Here is a 16,428-nt window from a genome sequence, read left to right as displayed (position 1 = left end):
GAGCTCGCGGTCCTCGGGTGCCTCTAGGCTCGCCTGCGATGACTGACCACGACGGGTACGACGAGGCCGCGCGCGAGCGGATCGTCGAGGAGCCGCCCAAGCGGGTGGACGCACCGATCCGGACGCCGTTCGAGCGCGACCGGGCCCGCGTCGTGCACGCCGCGGCCTCGCGCCGCCTCGCGGCCAAGACCCAGGTGGTCGGCCCGCAGAGCGACGACTTCGTGCGCAACCGGCTCACGCACAGCCTCGAGGTCGCCCAGGTCGCCCGCGACCTGTCGCGCGCGCTCGGCAGCCAGCCCGACATCGCCGAGACCGCGGCGCTCGCCCACGACATGGGGCACCCCCCGTTCGGTCACAACGGCGAGCGGATCCTCGCCGAGCTCGGTGCCTCCTGCGGCGGGTTCGAGGGCAACGCCCAGACGCTGCGGCTGCTGACCCGGCTGGAGGCCAAGACCTTCGCCGCCGACGGGCACTCGGTCGGGCTCAACCTCACCCGCGCGACCCTGGACGCCTGCACCAAGTACCCGTGGCCCTACTCCGCCGCCGACGACCCGAGCGGCGTCCACGCCGACGGGTCCCCGCGGATGGGCTTCAAGTTCGGCGTGTACGACGACGATCGGCCGGTCTTCGACTGGATGCGCCGCGGCGTGGCCGGCACCGGGCAGTGCTTCGAGGCGCAGGTGATGGACCTCGCCGACGACGTCGCCTACTCCGTCCACGACATCGAGGACGGCATCGTCGCCGGCCGGGTCGACCTGGCGACGATCGAGCCGGCAGCGGTCTGGCAGACGGTGCGGGACTGGTACGTCCCCGACGCCACCGACGACGTCCTCGACGCCACCCTGACCGGCCTGCGCGCGGTGGGCAGCTGGCCGACCACGCCGTACGACGGGGGCAGGCGCTCGCTCGCGGCCCTCAAGAACCTCACCAGCGACCTGATCGGCCGCTTCTGCGGGGCGGTCCAGCACGCGACGTACGCCGCCTCCGACGGGCCGTTCGCCCGCTACGCCGCCGACCTCGTCGTCCCCGACGACACGCGGCTCGAGATCGCGCTGCTCAAGGGCGTCGCCGCCCACTACGTGATGCGCACCGACGACCGGGTCGCGCTGATGCACCGGCAGCGGGCGCTGCTCGCCGAGCTGCTCGAGGTGCTGGTGCGGCGCGGGCCCGACGCCCTGGAGCGGCCCTTCGCCGACGACTGGCACGCCGCGGCCGACGACGCCGGCCGGCTGCGGGTCGCGATCGACCAGGTCGCCTCGCTCACCGACGCCAGCGCCGTCACCTGGCACCAACGGCTCTGCTGAGCGCCTCGTCGGCGGGGCAGGCGACATCGGGCACGACCCCGACGCCCTCCCAGTTGGTGCCGGTGACGGCGTTGACCGACCGCGCGATCGGGACGTGCAGCTGCAGGTGCGTGGTGAGGTCGAACGCCTCGCGCGGGTGGGCGCCACCCAGGGTCGTCTCGCCCACGACCCGGGCCCGACCGAGCGCCTGGAGGTCGTAGGCGAGCTCCTCGCCGCCGCTGAAGGTGCGCCCGCTCGTGAGCACGTCGACCGGCACCTCGGCCGGCAGCCGTGGCGAGACCGACGGCGTGGTGCACGACGTGACGACCGTGCCGTCGCGGTGGACCAGGTCCTGGAGGTGCACCGGCTCGTCGCCGAGGAGGTGGCTGACCAGCAGCGCCACCGACTCCGGGACCCCTCCCACGCAGCCGCGCAGGTCGAGGACGAGCCGGCGTACGCCCGTGAGGAGCGTGAACGCGGCCGCGGCGGCAGGCGCCACGTGCTCCGGCGACAGGATCACCGGCCCGACGACGAGCAGCCCGACGTTGCCGTCGAGGCGGCGTACCTCGGTGATGCCGGGTCCCTGCTCCCGGGCCGTCGTCGCGAACCACGCCGTCACGGCGGCCTCGTCCTGGTCCGGGGGTACGCCGTCGGGGTAGTGCCGCACCCGCAGGTGTCGGTCACCGTTGACCGACTGGAGGGCGGCGCTCAAGACGGCGGCGTCGGCCTCGGGAACGCCGTCGAGCGCGACGTCGTCGAGAGCGGCGACGACCTGCTCGGCGATGTCGGGGAAGACGTAGTGGGAGCGGACCAGGTCCTGCACGAGTGAGATGTCCATGCGGGCAGTGAAGTCGGCGCTTGACACAAGCGTCTACTTCTCTTGACGCTTGCGACATGACCGAGCCCGTGCCCGTCGCCACCGCAGCCCAGGTCCGCGCCTTCGACCACCCGATGCGGCACCGGATCTGGCGAGAGGTGAGCACCGGCGGCGCCACCGTGAGTCAGTTGACCAACCGGCTCGGCACCAACAAGGGCAACGTCGCCCACCACGTCAAGGTGCTGGTCGCCGCCGGCCTGCTGGCGCCGAGCCACACGCGGACCGTCCGCGGCGGGACGGAGCAGTACTACGTCACGGCGGTCCCGCGGCTGCGCCTGCCCGACGGGACCGACGCCACCCGGGCGATGTTCGCGACGATCGCCGAGGAGGTCGACGCGGCCCGCGAGCCGCTGGTCAATCACCGCACCCTCCGGATGACCCGGGTCCAGGCCGAGGCGCTCACCCGCCACCTCGAGCGGGTCGTGCACGAGCTCGAGCCCGCGGGGGAGCGCGAGGCGTCGTACGGCGTGCTCGTCAGCGTCTACCGCCGCTGACAGACCTCTAGGCTCGGGACCGTGACCGACCGACTCGTCTGGCTGCCGTTCGACCCGTCGGAGCTCGGCGACCCGCCCGAGAGCCTGCGCTACGAGGTCGTCGACCCGACGCACGAGGTGCCCGACAGCGTCGGCGAGGTGCGCTTCTACGTGCCGCCCTACATGGTCGGACCTCGTGTCGCCGAGGTGCTGAGCCGGATGACCGGCCTCGAGGTGGTGCAGACCCTCACCGCCGGGGTCGACAACGTCCGCGCCGCCGTCCCCCCAGGCGTGACGCTCTGCAACGGCCGCGGCATCCACGACACCTCCACCGCCGAGCTCGCCCTGACCCTGATCCTGGCCAGCCTGCGCGGCATCCCGAGCTGGGTGCGCGCCCAGGACCGGCACGAGTGGAGGCCCGGCTGGCGCCCGTCGCTCGCCGACAAGCGCGTCCTGCTCGTGGGGTACGGCGCGATCGGCGCGGCCATCGAGCGACGCCTGGAGCCCTTCGAGGTCGAGGTCACCCGGGTCGCCCGCAGCGCCCGCGACGGCGTGCACGCGATCAGCGAGCTCCCGCAGCTGCTGCCGCGTGCGGACGTCGTGGTGCTCGTCGTCCCCCTCACTGACGAGACCCGCGGGCTCGTCGACGCCGCCTTCCTGGCCGCGCTGCCCGACGGCGCGCTGGTGGTCAACGTGGCCCGCGGGGCGATCGTCGACAACGACGCGCTCGTCGCCGAGCTGACCGCAGGCAGGCTCCGGGCGGCGGTCGACGTCGTCGACCCCGAGCCGGTCCCGGAGGACCACCCGTTCTGGGAGGCGCCCGGGCTGCTGATCTCCCCGCACGTCGGCGGCGCGAGCAGCGCGATGTGGCCGCGGGCGCACCGCCTGGTCCGCGACCAGCTGCACCGCTACGCGGCGGGCGAGGAGCTGTGGAACATCATGTCCGGCGACTACTGACGCACCCGTAGGATCGCCCCGTGGCAGGCCGGATTCGTGAGGAGGACATCGCCGAGGTGCGCGAGAAGGCGCGCATCGACGACGTCGTCTCGCAGTACGTCACGCTGAAGAACGCCGGCGGCGGCTCCCAGAAGGGGCTCTGCCCCTTCCACGACGAGAAGTCCCCGTCCTTCCACGTCACCCCGGCCCGCGGCTTCTACCACTGCTTCGGCTGCAACGAGAGCGGCGACGTCATCAGCTTCCTGATGAAGATCGACGGCCTCACGTTCGGCGAGACCGTCGAGCGGCTCGCGGACAAGTACGGCGTCCAGCTGCGGCGCGAGGAGGGCGGCGTCCAGGAGGAGCGTCCCAAGGGACCGCCCCGCCAGCGGCTGATCGACGCCAACAAGATCGCCCAGGAGTTCTACGCCGAGCAGCTCGCCACCGCCGACGCGCTCACCGCCCGGCAGTTCCTCTCCGAGCGCGGCTTCGACCAGGAGGCGGCCGCCACCTTCGGCATCGGCTTCGCGCCGCGCGAGGGCGAGGTGCTCTTCAAGCACCTGCGCGGCCGCGGGTTCACCCAGGAGGAGACCGTCGAGGCGGGTCTGGTGGCCATCGGACGCTCGGCGTACGACCGCTTCCGCGGCCGCCTCCTCTGGCCGATCCGCGACGCCCCCGGCGACACGATCGGCTTCGGCGCGCGCCGGATCTTCGAGGACGACCGGATCGAGGCGAAGTACCTCAACACCCCCGAGACCCGGATCTACAAGAAGAGCCAGGTGCTCTACGGGCTCGACCTCGCCCGCCGCGACATCGCGAAGTCTTCGCAGGCCGTGATCGTCGAGGGCTACACCGACGTGATGGCCTGCCACCTGGCCGGCGTCGGTACGGCGGTCGCCACCTGTGGCACCGCCTTCGGGGACGACCACGCCCGCGTGCTGCGCCGCTTCCTCCACGACCACGAGGAGTTCCGCGGCGAGGTCATCTTCACCTTCGACGGTGACGCCGCCGGCCAGAAGGCCGCCATCCGGGCGTTCGGCGGCGACCAGAACTTCGTCTCCCAGACCTACGTCGCCGTCGAGCCGGACGGGCTCGACCCGTGCGACGTCCGCATCAAGAAGGGCGACGCCGCCGTGCGCGAGCTCGTCGCCCGCCGGGTGCCGCTCTACCGGTTCGTGCTCTCCAACATCGTCGGCAAGTACGACCTCGACCGCGCCGACGGCCGGGTCGACGCGCTGCGCGAGAGCGCACGTCTCGTCTCGAGCATCCGCGACCGGTCCAAGGTCGACGCCTTCGCGCGCGAGATCGCGGGGATGATCGGCATCGACGTCGACGAGGCCCGCGCGGAGGTCCGGCGCTCGGCGTCCCGGCAGGAGCGCGACGCCCGCGGTGCCGCGGCCGGTACGCCGCCTCCCGCGCCTCCGCGCAGCAACCTCCCCGACCTGCGCGACCCGCGCTTCGAGACCGAGCGCGAGACGCTCAAGCTGGTCATCCAGCACCCGATGGCGATCGGCCGGGCCACCACCGACCTCGGTCCCAACGACTTCACGCACCCCACCTACCGCGCCGTGTGGGAGCTCGTCGAGGGCGCGGGCGGCTCGGTCGCCGGCGCGGGTGACCCGGGGTGGGCCAACAAGCTCCGCGACTCCGCGGCCGACCCGGAGGTCGCGTCCGTGATCGGCGCGATCGGCGTCGAGCCGCTCAAGAAGGTCCCGGACGCGGCGTACGTCGCCGAGCACATCTTCCGACTGATGGAGCTGACGGCGGCGCGTCGGATCTCCGCGATCAAGTCCAAGCTGCAGCGCACCAACCCGGTCGAGAACCCCGACGAGTTCAACAAGATGTTCGGGGAGCTCGCCGCGCTGGAGGCGCACCGCCGCGCGCTGCGTGACCGTCTCGCGGGGCCGACCCAGTGAGGCTCCGCCGGGAGCGCCCGCCGATCCGGGTCGAGCGCGGCGAGCGCCTGCTCGCCGATGCCGTGGCCGCGGAGGGCCACCTCGGCGGCACCCGCGACGCGCTCTACCTGGTGCGCGCCCGCGGTGGCGGCGCCCTCGGCCTCGAGGAGACGATCCGGATCCCGTGGGAGGAGGTCCAGGCCGCCGACTGGGATCAGGACTCCTCGACGCTGCACGTCACCGAGGTCGGCTCCTGGGGCGAGGTGCGGCCGGACCACCACTTCACGATCGAGGCTCCCGGCCTGCTGCTGGAGCTGGTCCGCGAGCGCGTGACCGCCAGCGTCGTCCTGCAGCGCCACGTGCCGATCGCCGGTCGCCGCGGCGTCCGCGTGATCGCTCGCCGCGCCCCCAGCGGCGACCAGCCGGTCCAGTGGATCTACGAGTACGACGAGGGCGTCGACCCCGCCGATCCGGCCGTCCAGGAGGCCGCAGCCAGGGCCCTCGAGGCCGCGCAGGCCGACGTCGGGCTCGGCTGAGCCCTCGATTTTTCACACCCCGACGTCATTGCTAACCTATGCGGGCTGCACCGATCCCCTGTAGCTCAACTGGCAGAGCATTCGACTGTTAATCGGAGGGTTGTTGGTTCGAGTCCAACCGGGGGAGCCAGCGCAACCGCCTCTGACCTGCGATGCAGGTCAGGGGCGGTTTGTCTTGCGCACGGCGGCGCCGACCGTCTACTCGCCCCAGCCCATCGGGAAGACCTCGAACGGCGCGGCGAACGTCGTGCCCAGCCGCTGACCGGTCTGCCTCGCCATGCCCTCCAGGAACTCCCGGGCGTCGAAGTCCTGCCAGCCGAGGCCGTCGATGTAGGCGCCGTGCGCCTCCAACGAGGCGACACCCGCGTCGAACGTGTCCGTGGTGTCGACCGCGTGCCCCGAGCTCGGCGAGCCGCACGCCCAGACCTCGCGCACCCCGCCCCACGGCTCCAGCCCGTCGACGAGCTGCTCGTGGAAGACCCACCGGTTCGCGGCGTCGCGCACCGCGTCGAGCGTGGCCCGGCCGGCCGCGATGTGGTCGGCCTGGTTGAGGTTCCTGCCGCCCCAGGTGTCCTGGAAGTTCCCGGTGATCACGATGTCGGGCCGATGGCGTCGTACGACGTGGGCGATCTCGCGCCGCAGCGGTACGCCGTACTCCAGGATCCCGTCGGGCAGGCCCAGGAACTCCACCTCGGTCACGCCGACGATGGCGGCCGACGCGACCTGCTCGGCCTCGCGGACCCGGCGGCACTCGTCGGGCGCCATCGCGTCGATGCCGGCCTCGCCGCTGGTCACCATGCAGTAGACGATCTCCTTGCCCTGGCCGGTCCACCGCGCGATCGCGGCGGCGGCGCCGAACTCCAGGTCGTCCGGGTGGGCGACGACGCAGAGCGCGCGCTCCCACTCCTCGTCGAGCGGTTCGAGCCGGTCGATGTCCACGTGCGCCTCCTGCTCCGAGCATGCCACCGTGCGACGCCGCTGCGTGTGACCGGCGGTGACGGGTACCGACCGAGCATGACCTACCCCCTCAGCCGCCTCATGTCGACCGCCTCCGCCGCGTACGGCGTCTACGCCCTCGCCCAGCCCTCCCACCTGTGGCAGGCGCTGCACTCCGACGAGAAGGACCAAGCGGGCCTCGAGCTCCTCGGCCGGACGTACGGCGTCCGCGACACCGCCATCAGCGCCCTCGGCATCCTCGGCCGCTCCGACCGGACCGTCCGCGCCTCGATGCTGCTCCGGATCGCCAACGACCTCGGCGACGCCGCGATCCTCGGCACCCGCACCCAGGACCCGGACATCCGCCGCAAGGTCCTCGCCGTCACGCTCGGCTGGGCCGCCCTCAACACCGTGGCCCTCGCGATCGACACCCGCCGCGCCCGCTAGGAGGCCCCGTGGGGACGGTCCGCGTCGGCATCTCCGGCTGGACGTACGCCGGCTGGCGCGGCGACTTCTACCCGCGCGGCCTGCCACAGCGCGAGGAGCTGCGCTACGCGGCCGAACGCCTCGGCTCGGTCGAGATCAACGGCTCCTTCTACTCGCTCCAACGACCCTCGTCGTACGCCGGCTGGCGCGACCAGACACCCGACGGCTTCGTCTTCGCGGTCAAGGGCGGCCGCTTCGTCACCCACATGAAGCGCCTGCGTGACGTCGAGACGCCGCTCGCCAACTTCTTCGCGTCCGGCGTGCTCGCCCTGCAGGACCGCCTCGGTCCGGTGCTGTGGCAGCTCCCCGAGCGGCTGCACTACGACGCCGAGCTGCTGGGCTCGTTCTTCGACCTGCTCCCGCGCACGATCGGCGAGGCGGCAGCGCTCGCCCGCCGCCACGACGACAAGGTGCCCGACGACCGGGCGCTCACCCGCTCGCCGTCCGGGTACGCCGGACACCGGATCCGGCACGCCCTGGAGTTCCGGCACGAGTCCTTCTGCGCCGACGACGCGTTCGCGCTCCTGCGCGCGCACGACATCGCCTGCGTCGTCGCGGACTCGGCGGGTCGGTGGCCTCGCGCCGAGGTCGTCACCAGCGACCTCGCCTACATCCGCCTGCACGGCGACCAGGAGCTCTACACGAGCGGCTACTCCGACGCCGCCCTCGACCGCTGGGCCGAGCGCGTTCGCGATTGGTCCCGCACCGCCGACGTCGTCGTCTACTTCGACAACGACGCCAAGGGCTTCGCGCCGTACGACGCGATGCGGCTCATCGAGCGCGTCGGCACCGGTTAGGCTCTCGGCCGCGAGGGCTCGCCCTCGAGGGGCGGTAGCTCAGTCGGTTAGAGCAGAGGACTCATAATCCTTGGGTCGTGGGTTCGAGCCCCACCCGCCCCACCACGGTCAGGCGTGACCCGCGACGGGGTGGGGACGGTAGCCGGCCCCGAGCTCGGCGAGGTCGTCGTCCGATAGCTCCAGGTCGACGGCGGCGACGGCGTCGGTGAGGTGCACCGGCTTGGTGACGCCGACGATCGGGGCGGTCACGACGGGCTGGTGCAGCAGCCACGCGAGACCGACCTGAGCACGCGAGACCCCGAGCCGGTCGGCAACCTTGGCCACGGTCTCGACGATCGCACGGTCCTCGTCGACGTACAGGGTGGCGCCGAACTCGTCGGTCTCCGACCGCGCCGTCTCGGCGTCCCAGTCACGGGTGATCCGCCCGCGGGCGAGCGGGCTCCACGGGATCACGCCGACGCCCTGGTCGGCGCACAGCGGCAGCATCTCCCGCTCCTCCTCGCGGTAGATCAGGTTGTAGTGGTCCTGCATCGACACGAACCGCGTCCACCCGTGGGCTGCGGCGACCGACTGGGCCTTCGCGAACTGCCACGCCCACATCGACGACGCGCCCAGGTACCGCACCTTCCCGGCGCGTACGACGTCGTGCAGGGCCTCCATCGTCTCCTCGATCGGCACCGTCGGGTCCCAGCGGTGGATTTGGTAGAGGTCGACGTAGTCGGTGCCGAGCCGCCGCAGCGACGCGTCGATCTCGTGCAGGATCGCCTTGCGCGAGAGGCCGGCGCCGTACGGCCCGGGACGCATGCGCCCGTGCACCTTCGTGGCGATCACGACGTCCTCGCGCTTCGCGAAGTCGCGCAGCGCCCGGCCGGTGAACTCCTCGCTGCTGCCGCCGGCGTACACGTTGGCGGTGTCGAAGGTCGTGATCCCCGCCTCGAGCGCCTGGCGGATGAGGTCGCGCCCGGCGTCCTCGTCCAGGATCCAGGGATGCGAGCCCAGGCTGGGGTCGCCCCAGCTCATGCAGCCGAGGATGACCCGGGAGACGTCGAGACCGGTGGTGCCGAGCTTCACGTAGCGCATGGCTCCAGCCTCGCACTGCGGACAACCCGACCAGGGCTAGCGTCGGGGGATGGACCGTCCTCGCCGCCGGCGCACGTACTTCTGGCTGATGGGCACGTGTGTCGTGCTCATCGTGCTGGCGTGGAACGTCGTCCGGTTCTGGTCGACGACCGCAGCGGTGGTGATGAGCGTCGTCGCTGCGGTGATCCCGCCGGTCGCCGCGTTCGTCGGCAACCAGGGCGCGCTGGACGGGTCGGCTCCTCCGGCCGGCGACGACGAGCGCTGAGCCCCTACTTGGACGGCTGGGGCACGTTGACCTTGCAGTCGACCTTCGGGTTGGCGCCGAAGTAGTTGAGCGGCCCGGCCACGATGGTCAGGGCGGTGTCACCGGTGGACTTGCAGCTCACGTCCTGGTCGTTGGTGAAGTAGTCGCGCTGGTAGGCCGCGAGCGCGCCGATGGCGAGCCAGAGCAGGACGATGAGCGCGATGATGGTCTTCATGACCGACTCCGTACCCGGCCTGGGTCGGGCTGAACCTCAGGTGGCCGTGGAGTACGTCGCCTGGTAGGCCAGCAACGCGGTCCGCCCGGCCTCGAGATCGCGCTCGAGCTGGTCGGTCAGCTCGACGGCACCCGCGGTCGCGCCGGTGTCGGCGACCAGCTCGATCTGCTGTGCGGTGCGGCCTGCGGCCTCGACGCCCAGGTTGAGGGCGCCACCCGCGAGCTTGTGCGACACCTGCTTGAGCACGGCCGCGTCCCCGTCCGCGATCGCCTGCCGGATGGCCTCCAGCGTGGTCGGGGTGTTGCGCACGAAGTTGCCGATCGCCCGGTCCAGGTAGGCGGTGTTGCCCGGGTCGAGGTCGCGGAGCTCGTCGAGGCGCTCGGTGGCGAGACCGTCGATGGGGGAGGCGGAGTCGCCGTTCGCAGACACGTTCCGCAGCGTACGGCGTACTGCCCGGCTCTCGCTGCCACCCAGCCATCGGTCCAGCACGCCTGCCAGCGCGCCCGGGTCGACGGGCTTGGTCAGGAAGTCGTCCATCCCCGCCGCGAGGCACCGCTCGCGCTCGCCCTCCACTGCGGCCGCCGTCATCGCGATCACGGGCACGTGGACGGACTGCTCGGCCCGGATCGCGCGGGTGGCGGCGTACCCGTCCATGCGGGGCATCTGGACGTCCATCAGCACCGCGTCGTACCCGCCCTTGCGCATCTCCTCCACGGCCAGCAGACCGTCGTCGGCCGTGGTGGCGGCGTACCCGAGCGCTCCGAGCAGGCCGACGGCGACCATCTGGTTGACGGGGTTGTCCTCGACCACCAGCACGCGGTGCGTGATGGCGCGTTCGCCGGTCTCGTGCGGGGCCGGCTCCCCGTCGGTCCGGGGCTCGCGCCGGGCGAGCACGCGCAACATCGTGTTCCGCAGCTCGCCGGCCATCGTCGGCTTGGTCAGGCACGTGACGATCCCGGCCTCGGCCAGCTCCTCCGGCGACGGGCTCGCGGACGACGTCAGCATCACCAGCTGCAGCCCGGAGCTGGCCGGGTCGGAGTGGAGCGCGTGCGCCAGCCCGAGGCCGTCGCGACCGGGCATCGACATGTCGAGCAGCACGGCCTCGAAGGGGTCACCGGCGGCGCGAGCCTCGGCGACCGCCGCCTCGGCCGCGTCGGCGCCGGCGACGGTGACCGGGCGGACCCGCCAGCGCGCCAGCTGCTCGGCGAGGATCAGCCGGTTGTTGTCGTTGTCGTCGACCACGAGCACCCGTCGACCGGCCAACCAGGTGCGGCCGTACTCGTCGTCGGGGTCGACGCCCGTGCCCAGGGGGGCATCGAGCTCCGCGGTGAACCAGAAGACCGTGCCGCCGCCCGGGTTGGCGTGCAGCCCGATCTCGCCGCCCAGGGCCTCGACGATCTCGCGGGAGATCGCGAGGCCGAGGCCGGTGCCGCCGAAGCGACGTGTCGTCGAGGCGTCGGCCTGGGTGAAGGCGTCGAAGAGGGAGGTCACGTCACCCTCGACGATCCCGACGCCCGTGTCGGTGACGCTGACCTGCAGGGTCGACCCGCCGTCCTCGCGCGGCGTGGCCGTGGCCCGGATGAAGACCTCACCGGCCTCGGTGAACTTGACCGCGTTGGAGCCGAGGTTGGTGAGCACCTGCGCCAGCCGCGTGGGGTCGCCGCACAGGACCTCCGGCACGTCGGTGTGGCAGGCGACGATCAGCTCGAGCCCCTTGGCGCGAGCGGCCTCGCCGAGCATGCTGGCGACCTGGTCGAAGACGGCGCGGACCTCGAAGTCGAGCCGCTCGAGCTCCAGCTTGCCGGCCTCGATCTTCGAGAAGTCGAGGACGTCGTTGATGATCCCGAGCAGCGCCCGGCTGGCCACCTGGACGCCCGACGCCAGCCTCAGCTGGTCGCTCGTCAGCTTGCTGCGCAGCAGCAGGTCGTTGAGCCCGATGACCCCGTTGAGCGGCGTCCGGATCTCGTGGCTCATCGTCGCCAGGAACTCTGACTTCTGGCGCGATGCCTCCATCGCCGCGTCCCGGGCGTCGGCGAGGGCTCGCTCCGCGCGCTCCCGCTCGGCGACCCGCCCGAGCTCCACGGCCACCTGCTCGACCATCGACTGGATCATCTCGAAGCGGTAGAGCGGGGGAGCGGACGTGATCACGACGACGGCCAGCACCTCCTGGGCGTGCGAGACCGGGACCGCGATGGCGAGCTGGGAGTCGCTCCACACCGACCTCCGCGTCCGGAACGCCCGGTTGGCGAGCTCGAGCTCGGCCGCCGACTCGTCCGGCGTCGCCAGGTCGGCGTCGCGGTCGCTCTCCGACAGGTGCAGGGGTACGACGCCGGTGCCGTCCTCGTTCGCCATGAACGCCCGCCCGCGCTCCCAGTCGTCGTGGAGCAGAACGAGGTGCTGTGCCTGACCCAGGACGTCGACCAGGGTGCGGGCCTCGTTCGCGGCGATCGCCACCGCCTGCATGAGGGCGTTCTGGCGCACCTGGTCCTCGAGCGCGAGGTCGGCCAGCTTGGTCTCGGTGATGTCCTGGTGCGTGCCCGACATCGCGACCACCTTGCCGGACTCGTCGGCGGTCGACTCCCCGCGACCGCGGGTCCAGACCCAGCCGTCCTCGCCCTGGACGCGGACGACGAACACGAACTCCGAGGGCCGCTCGCGGGCACCACCGACCGCCTCGTCGACGGCGGCGCGGTCGTCCGGGTGCACGATGTCGAGGAAGTTGGCGTAGCTCGCCGGGAACGACTCGGGGTCCAGTCCGTAGAGCGCGCACAGCTCGTCCGAGGCATAGATCTCGTCGGACGGCACGTCCCACTGCCAGCTGCCCAGCCGCGCGATCCGGTGCGCCTCCGCCAGTTGCGCACGGCTCTCCCGGAGCTCGTCCAGCGCCCGGCGGCGACCGCTGTAGTCGCTGATCCGGTGGGTGAAGCCGATGATCTCGCCGTCGGCGTCGCGCAGCTCGCGCTCGCTGACGATCACCCACTGCGACGTACCGTCCCGGCGCCAGAAGAGCACGTCGACGTCCTCGCCTTTGGCCCCGGAGCGCTTGATCTCCTCGAGGTGCTCGGCGAACTGCCGGCGTCCGGCGTCGTCGAGCGAGTCGAAGACCGTGACGTCCTGCATCTCCTCGGCGTCGGCGCCGTAGAGCGCGCACATCGCGGGGTTGGCGTAGATGGTCCGGCCGTCGAGGTGGCACACCCAGATCGCGTCCGGCGACATCTCCACGATGTCCCGGTACAGCGCCGACAGCTCCATCTGACCTCCCGGCTCAACGATAGGGCTCGCGGTCAGCTCTCGCCCGCGATCAGGAAGTCGCCGTCCGTGCCCTCGAGCCGGAGCGTCACCTCGTCCGTCGACTTGTGGCCGTCGGTGTGCAGGTACTCGACCGAGTAGGTGATCGTCAGGTTGTCGGGGTCGGCCTGCGTGTTGCCGATGAGGTCGGCGGTCTGGTAGCCGCTCCAGAACTTCTTGTACTGCCCGAAGCCGCCGCTCGCCTTCTGGAAGTCCGGGGTCAGCCGTTCCCAGGCTGCCTTCGGATCCGAGGTCACCGTCGCGAGGTAGTCCTCGATGAAGTTCTCCATCCCGTCCGCCGTCACCTCCGGGGTCTTCGCAGGAGCCGAGGAGGTCGGTCCGGAAGGGCTGGTGGCCCCCGAGCCGGGGTCGGCCCCGGGATCGGAGCCGGGGTCACCGTCCGAGCCGAGCATCCAGGCGACGACCACGACGGCGACGACGAGGACCGCCACGACCAGGATGAGGGCGGGGTGACCACGTCGGCGGCGCGCCGCGGGAGCGGGGACGACCGGTGCGGGCTGGACCGGCGTCGACATGACCTGCGTGGCGGAGCGGTCGACCGGAGCCTCCGACGTCCCGACCGGGACGGCCCGGGGCAAGGGAGCCGGCAGCGGTGCCGACGGACCGCCGACGAGGAAGTCCCGCACCTGGTCCATCGACCAGCGGTCCGCGCTCTCCTGCGCCATGGTCGCGAGCAGCACCGGGGCGAGCCAGCCGGCGCTCGCGCCGAGCCGCGGGGGCTCCTCGTGCACGATCCGGTAGAGCGCGCCGAGCAGGTTCTCGCCGACGTCGTACGGCGGGCGCCCGGAGAGCGCGTGGAAGAGGGTGGCCCCGAGGGACCACACGTCGCTCGCCGCCGTCGCCTGCTGGCCGGAGGCGACCTCGGGTGCGAGGTACGCCGGCGACCCGGTCACCAGGCCGGTCTGCGTCAGCGAGGCGTCCGCCTGCGCCCGGGCGATGCCGAAGTCCGAGAGCTTCACCTGCCCCTCGGGCGTCACCAGGATGTTCGAGGGCTTCACGTCCCGGTGCACGATGCCGGCCGCGTGTGCGGCGGCCAGTGCGTCCGCCGCCTGCCTCAGCAGCGGCGCGGCCTGGTCGGGGGTGAGGGCGCCGTCGCGACGGACGAGCTCGGCGAGGGTCATGCCTTCGACGTACTCCATCACGAGCCAGCGGTCCTCGCCCTCGACGACGAGGTCGTAGACGGCGACCACGTGCGGATGGTTCAGACGGGCGGCGAGACGCGCCTCCCGCTGGGCGCGATCGAGGTCGAGGTCGTCGGTGCCCGGCCCGAAGCCGATGCGCTTGAGCGCGACCGATCGACCCAGGACCTCGTCCTGGCCCAACCAGACGGCGCCCATCCCACCGCGGCCGATCTCGCGTCCGAGCGTGTACCTGCCTGCGATCAACGTCTCCCCCTCACAACCGACGAGCGTAGTCAGGTGGCCCCATGGCACGCTGGACCCGCTGATTCCCCACCCGAAAGGTTCCCCGTGACCGTCGATCCCACCCTCCTCGACGACCTGGAGTGGCGCGGCCTGATCGCCCACTCGACGGACCTCGACGCCCTGCGCGAGGCCCTGGCAGGAGGGAGCGTTCGGTTCTACGTGGGCTTCGACCCGACGGCGCCGAGCCTGCACATGGGCAACCTGGTGCAGATCCTCACGGCCCGCCGGCTGCAGGAGGCCGGCCACACGCCGTACGCCCTGGTCGGCGGCGCGACCGGCATGATCGGCGACCCGCGCGACTCGGGGGAGCGGACGCTCAACACGCTCGACACGGTCAAGGACTGGGTGGAGCGGGTACGCCGCCAGATCGAGCCCTACCTGTCGTTCGAGGGCCACAACGCCGCCACGATGGTCAACAACTACGACTGGACCGCGAGCCTCTCGACGATCGACTTCCTGCGCGACATCGGCAAGCACTTCCCGGTCAACCGGATGCTGGCGCGCGACGTGGTGAAGAGCCGCCTCGAGGCCGGGATCAGCTACACGGAGTTCAGCTACGTCCTGCTCCAGTCGATGGACTTCCTCAACCTCTACCGCGATCACGGCGTGACGCTGCAGTTCGGTGGCTCGGACCAGTGGGGCAACCTCACCGGCGGCGTCGAGCTGATCCGTCGCGCCGACGGCGGCAAGGCGCACGCGTTCGCGACTCCGCTGGTGACGAAGAGCGACGGCACCAAGTACGGCAAGACGGAGGGCGGGGCCCTGTGGCTCGACCCGGACATGATGTCGCCGTACGCCTTCTACCAGTTCTGGCTCAACGTCGAGGACGAGAAGGTGGGGGAGCTGCTCCGCATCTTCACCTTCCTCAGCCGTGCCGAGATCGAGGCGCTCGAGGCCCAGCACGCCGAGAAGCCGTTCCTGCGTGCGGGCCAGCGGGCGCTGGCCGAGCAGATCACCTCGGTCGTGCACGGCGCAGACGAGACCGAGCGCATCAAGGAAGCCTCTGCCGCGCTCTTCGGCGGGGGCGACCTCAGCGGCTTGAGCCCGATCACCCTGGGCGCCGCGCTGCGTGAGGCGGGATCCGTCACCCTCGACGGTGACGAGCCGATGCCGCCCGTGGTCGACCTCCTGGTGGCCTCCGGGCTCGCCAAGAGCAAGGGTGACGCGCGCCGCACCGTGACGGAGGGCGGCGCCTACCTCAACAACACCCGGGTCGAGGACCCCGACCAGGTGCCCGGCCAGGACGACCTGATCGGCGGCTCCTGGTTGGTCCTGCGCCGCGGCAAGAAGAACTTCGCCGGCGTCGAGGTGCGCTGACAGGGCGCTGACCTGCGCAAACGTGGATGTGGCCGCGGTCACGTCCACTCGATTTGTACTCGCGCGCGCCGTCCCCTAATGTTCTCCGAGTCGCCAGGGAGCGGCGGGAGGCAAGACCGGTCAGGTCGGGCCTCCGGCCCCGGCGGACATCTGCACCACTCACTCACCTTTCCGGTGGCGAAGCGAGCTTCTTCCGAAGCCCTCCAAAACTGGCGAGATTGTTGTGTGCGTGGAGCTAGATGAGGCGGAATGGCCCGGATTTGCACCGGGGGAAAACAATCCGCTAAGTTTAAACCACTGCCCCGGACGGGCCGGCCACAAGCCGAACTACCGGTGAGCAACTGATGTTTGAGAACTCAACAGTGTGTCATAGTCGACGAATTAGTTTGTTATGCCCCGTCTTCTATGTTTCAGGTCCGCAAGGGCCTGGTCCATGGGATTCGGATTTCTTTGGTAAACATGATTCTGGCAATTAATTGTCAGGGTTCATCTTTGCCGGGTGGCATCTCTTTTTCAGTCTTCTGCTTCGGTGGGGGACTGGTTGTTGTTTTCAACGGAGAGTTTGATCCTGGCTCAGGACGAACGCTGGCGGCGTGCTTA

The 16,428-nt window shown here is 71.4% G+C and carries 15 protein-coding genes and 2 tRNA genes; 11 read left to right on the top strand and 6 right to left on the bottom strand.

Annotated features, from left to right (window positions below; all coding sequences use genetic code 11):
• Positions 1-38: 38 nt before the first annotated feature.
• Positions 39-1,304, top strand: a complete 1,266-nt coding sequence (locus ABEA34_RS03085) for a deoxyguanosinetriphosphate triphosphohydrolase (protein ID WP_345519163.1) — start codon at positions 39-41, stop codon at positions 1,302-1,304.
• On the opposite strand, the gene ABEA34_RS03080 is transcribed toward ABEA34_RS03085, so the two are convergent.
• Positions 1,279-2,121, bottom strand: a complete 843-nt coding sequence (locus ABEA34_RS03080; RefSeq protein ID WP_345519162.1) for a S41 family peptidase — start codon at positions 2,119-2,121, stop codon at positions 1,279-1,281. The two genes, ABEA34_RS03085 and ABEA34_RS03080, sit on opposite strands and share 26 nt — an antisense overlap.
• Positions 2,122-2,177: 56 nt before the next feature.
• Between ABEA34_RS03080 and ABEA34_RS03075 the strand changes: the two genes are divergently transcribed.
• From ABEA34_RS03075 to ABEA34_RS03055, 5 genes are all read left to right on the top strand, one after another.
• Positions 2,178-2,654: a helix-turn-helix domain-containing protein gene (locus ABEA34_RS03075; RefSeq protein WP_345519160.1), complete on the top strand. Its 477-nt coding sequence runs from the start codon at positions 2,178-2,180 to the stop codon at positions 2,652-2,654.
• Positions 2,655-2,675: 21 nt separating this feature from the next.
• A complete protein-coding gene (locus ABEA34_RS03070) occupies positions 2,676-3,590 on the top strand; it encodes a 2-hydroxyacid dehydrogenase (protein ID WP_345519157.1) in 915 nt (304 codons plus the stop codon).
• 20 nt (positions 3,591-3,610) lie between these two features.
• A complete protein-coding gene (dnaG, locus tag ABEA34_RS03065) occupies positions 3,611-5,485 on the top strand; it encodes a DNA primase (protein ID WP_345519155.1) in 1,875 nt (624 codons plus the stop codon).
• Positions 5,482-6,000, top strand: a complete 519-nt coding sequence (locus ABEA34_RS03060; RefSeq protein ID WP_345519153.1) for a hypothetical protein — start codon at positions 5,482-5,484, stop codon at positions 5,998-6,000. Before dnaG ends, ABEA34_RS03060 begins: the two co-directional genes overlap by 4 nt.
• Before the next feature lie 54 nt (positions 6,001-6,054).
• Positions 6,055-6,130 (top strand) — tRNA-Asn (locus ABEA34_RS03055).
• 68 nt (positions 6,131-6,198) lie between these two features.
• On the opposite strand, the gene ABEA34_RS03050 is transcribed toward ABEA34_RS03055, so the two are convergent.
• Positions 6,199-6,939: a PIG-L deacetylase family protein gene (locus ABEA34_RS03050; protein WP_345519151.1), complete on the bottom strand. Its 741-nt coding sequence runs from the start codon at positions 6,937-6,939 to the stop codon at positions 6,199-6,201.
• Between the two features lie 75 nt (positions 6,940-7,014).
• Between ABEA34_RS03050 and ABEA34_RS03045 the strand changes: the two genes are divergently transcribed.
• The 3 genes from ABEA34_RS03045 to ABEA34_RS03035 all read left to right on the top strand — a co-directional run bounded on the left by ABEA34_RS03045 (position 7,015) and on the right by ABEA34_RS03035 (position 8,324).
• Entirely contained in the window at positions 7,015-7,383 is a 369-nt protein-coding gene (locus ABEA34_RS03045; protein ID WP_345519149.1) for a hypothetical protein, read from the top strand.
• 8 nt (positions 7,384-7,391) lie between these two features.
• Positions 7,392-8,219, top strand: a complete 828-nt coding sequence (locus tag ABEA34_RS03040) for a DUF72 domain-containing protein (protein WP_345519147.1) — start codon at positions 7,392-7,394, stop codon at positions 8,217-8,219.
• A 28-nt stretch (positions 8,220-8,247) separates the two neighbouring features.
• Positions 8,248-8,324, top strand: a tRNA-Ile gene (locus ABEA34_RS03035).
• Between the two features lie 3 nt (positions 8,325-8,327).
• Here ABEA34_RS03035 and ABEA34_RS03030 read toward each other — a convergent pair.
• Positions 8,328-9,299, bottom strand: coding sequence for an aldo/keto reductase (locus tag ABEA34_RS03030; protein WP_345519146.1), 972 nt, complete (start codon positions 9,297-9,299; stop codon positions 8,328-8,330).
• 49 nt (positions 9,300-9,348) lie between these two features.
• On the opposite strand from ABEA34_RS03030, the gene ABEA34_RS03025 reads away from it, so the two are divergent.
• The gene (locus ABEA34_RS03025; protein WP_345519144.1) at positions 9,349-9,564 is read left to right on the top strand and encodes a DUF3099 domain-containing protein; all 216 of its coding nucleotides are present in this window, start codon (positions 9,349-9,351) and stop codon (positions 9,562-9,564) included.
• A gap of 4 nt (positions 9,565-9,568) precedes the next feature.
• On the opposite strand, the gene ABEA34_RS03020 is transcribed toward ABEA34_RS03025, so the two are convergent.
• Genes ABEA34_RS03020 through ABEA34_RS03010 form a run of 3 tightly spaced genes read right to left on the bottom strand, consistent with a single transcriptional unit; the run spans position 9,569 to position 14,472 of the window.
• Positions 9,569-9,778: a hypothetical protein gene (locus ABEA34_RS03020; RefSeq protein WP_345519142.1), complete on the bottom strand. Its 210-nt coding sequence runs from the start codon at positions 9,776-9,778 to the stop codon at positions 9,569-9,571.
• Positions 9,779-9,814: 36 nt separating this feature from the next.
• Positions 9,815-13,030 (bottom strand): response regulator, encoded by a 3,216-nt coding sequence (locus ABEA34_RS03015; protein WP_345519140.1) that lies wholly within the window; start codon positions 13,028-13,030, stop codon positions 9,815-9,817.
• Positions 13,031-13,062: 32 nt separating this feature from the next.
• Positions 13,063-14,472 (bottom strand): serine/threonine-protein kinase, encoded by a 1,410-nt coding sequence (locus ABEA34_RS03010; RefSeq protein ID WP_345519138.1) that lies wholly within the window; start codon positions 14,470-14,472, stop codon positions 13,063-13,065.
• Positions 14,473-14,556: 84 nt separating this feature from the next.
• On the opposite strand from ABEA34_RS03010, the gene tyrS reads away from it, so the two are divergent.
• Entirely contained in the window at positions 14,557-15,828 is a 1,272-nt protein-coding gene (tyrS, locus tag ABEA34_RS03005) for a tyrosine--tRNA ligase (protein ID WP_345519136.1), read from the top strand.
• Positions 15,829-16,428 lie beyond the last annotated feature (600 nt).

Source organism: Nocardioides conyzicola (assembly GCF_039543825.1).
In the GTDB taxonomy this organism is placed as follows: Bacteria; Actinomycetota; Actinomycetes; order Propionibacteriales; family Nocardioidaceae; genus Nocardioides; species Nocardioides conyzicola.
Note: the sequence above shows the minus strand (reverse complement) of the source record. Positions and strands in the feature narration are given on the sequence as shown.

Excerpts from the sequence above, each read along its gene's own strand:
- ABEA34_RS03025 (WP_345519144.1), top strand. The coding sequence starts at position 9,349 with ATGGACCGTCCTCGCCGCCGGCGCACGTACTTCTGGCTGATGGGCACG.
- ABEA34_RS03075 (WP_345519160.1), top strand. The coding sequence starts at position 2,178 with ATGACCGAGCCCGTGCCCGTCGCCACCGCAGCCCAGGTCCGCGCCTTC.
- ABEA34_RS03045 (WP_345519149.1), top strand. The coding sequence starts at position 7,015 with ATGACCTACCCCCTCAGCCGCCTCATGTCGACCGCCTCCGCCGCGTAC.
- ABEA34_RS03030 (WP_345519146.1), bottom strand. The coding sequence starts at position 9,299 with ATGCGCTACGTGAAGCTCGGCACCACCGGTCTCGACGTCTCCCGGGTC.
- ABEA34_RS03080 (WP_345519162.1), bottom strand. The coding sequence starts at position 2,121 with ATGGACATCTCACTCGTGCAGGACCTGGTCCGCTCCCACTACGTCTTC.
- ABEA34_RS03015 (WP_345519140.1), bottom strand. The coding sequence starts at position 13,030 with ATGGAGCTGTCGGCGCTGTACCGGGACATCGTGGAGATGTCGCCGGAC.
- ABEA34_RS03020 (WP_345519142.1), bottom strand. The coding sequence starts at position 9,778 with ATGAAGACCATCATCGCGCTCATCGTCCTGCTCTGGCTCGCCATCGGC.
- ABEA34_RS03085 (WP_345519163.1), top strand. The coding sequence starts at position 39 with ATGACTGACCACGACGGGTACGACGAGGCCGCGCGCGAGCGGATCGTC.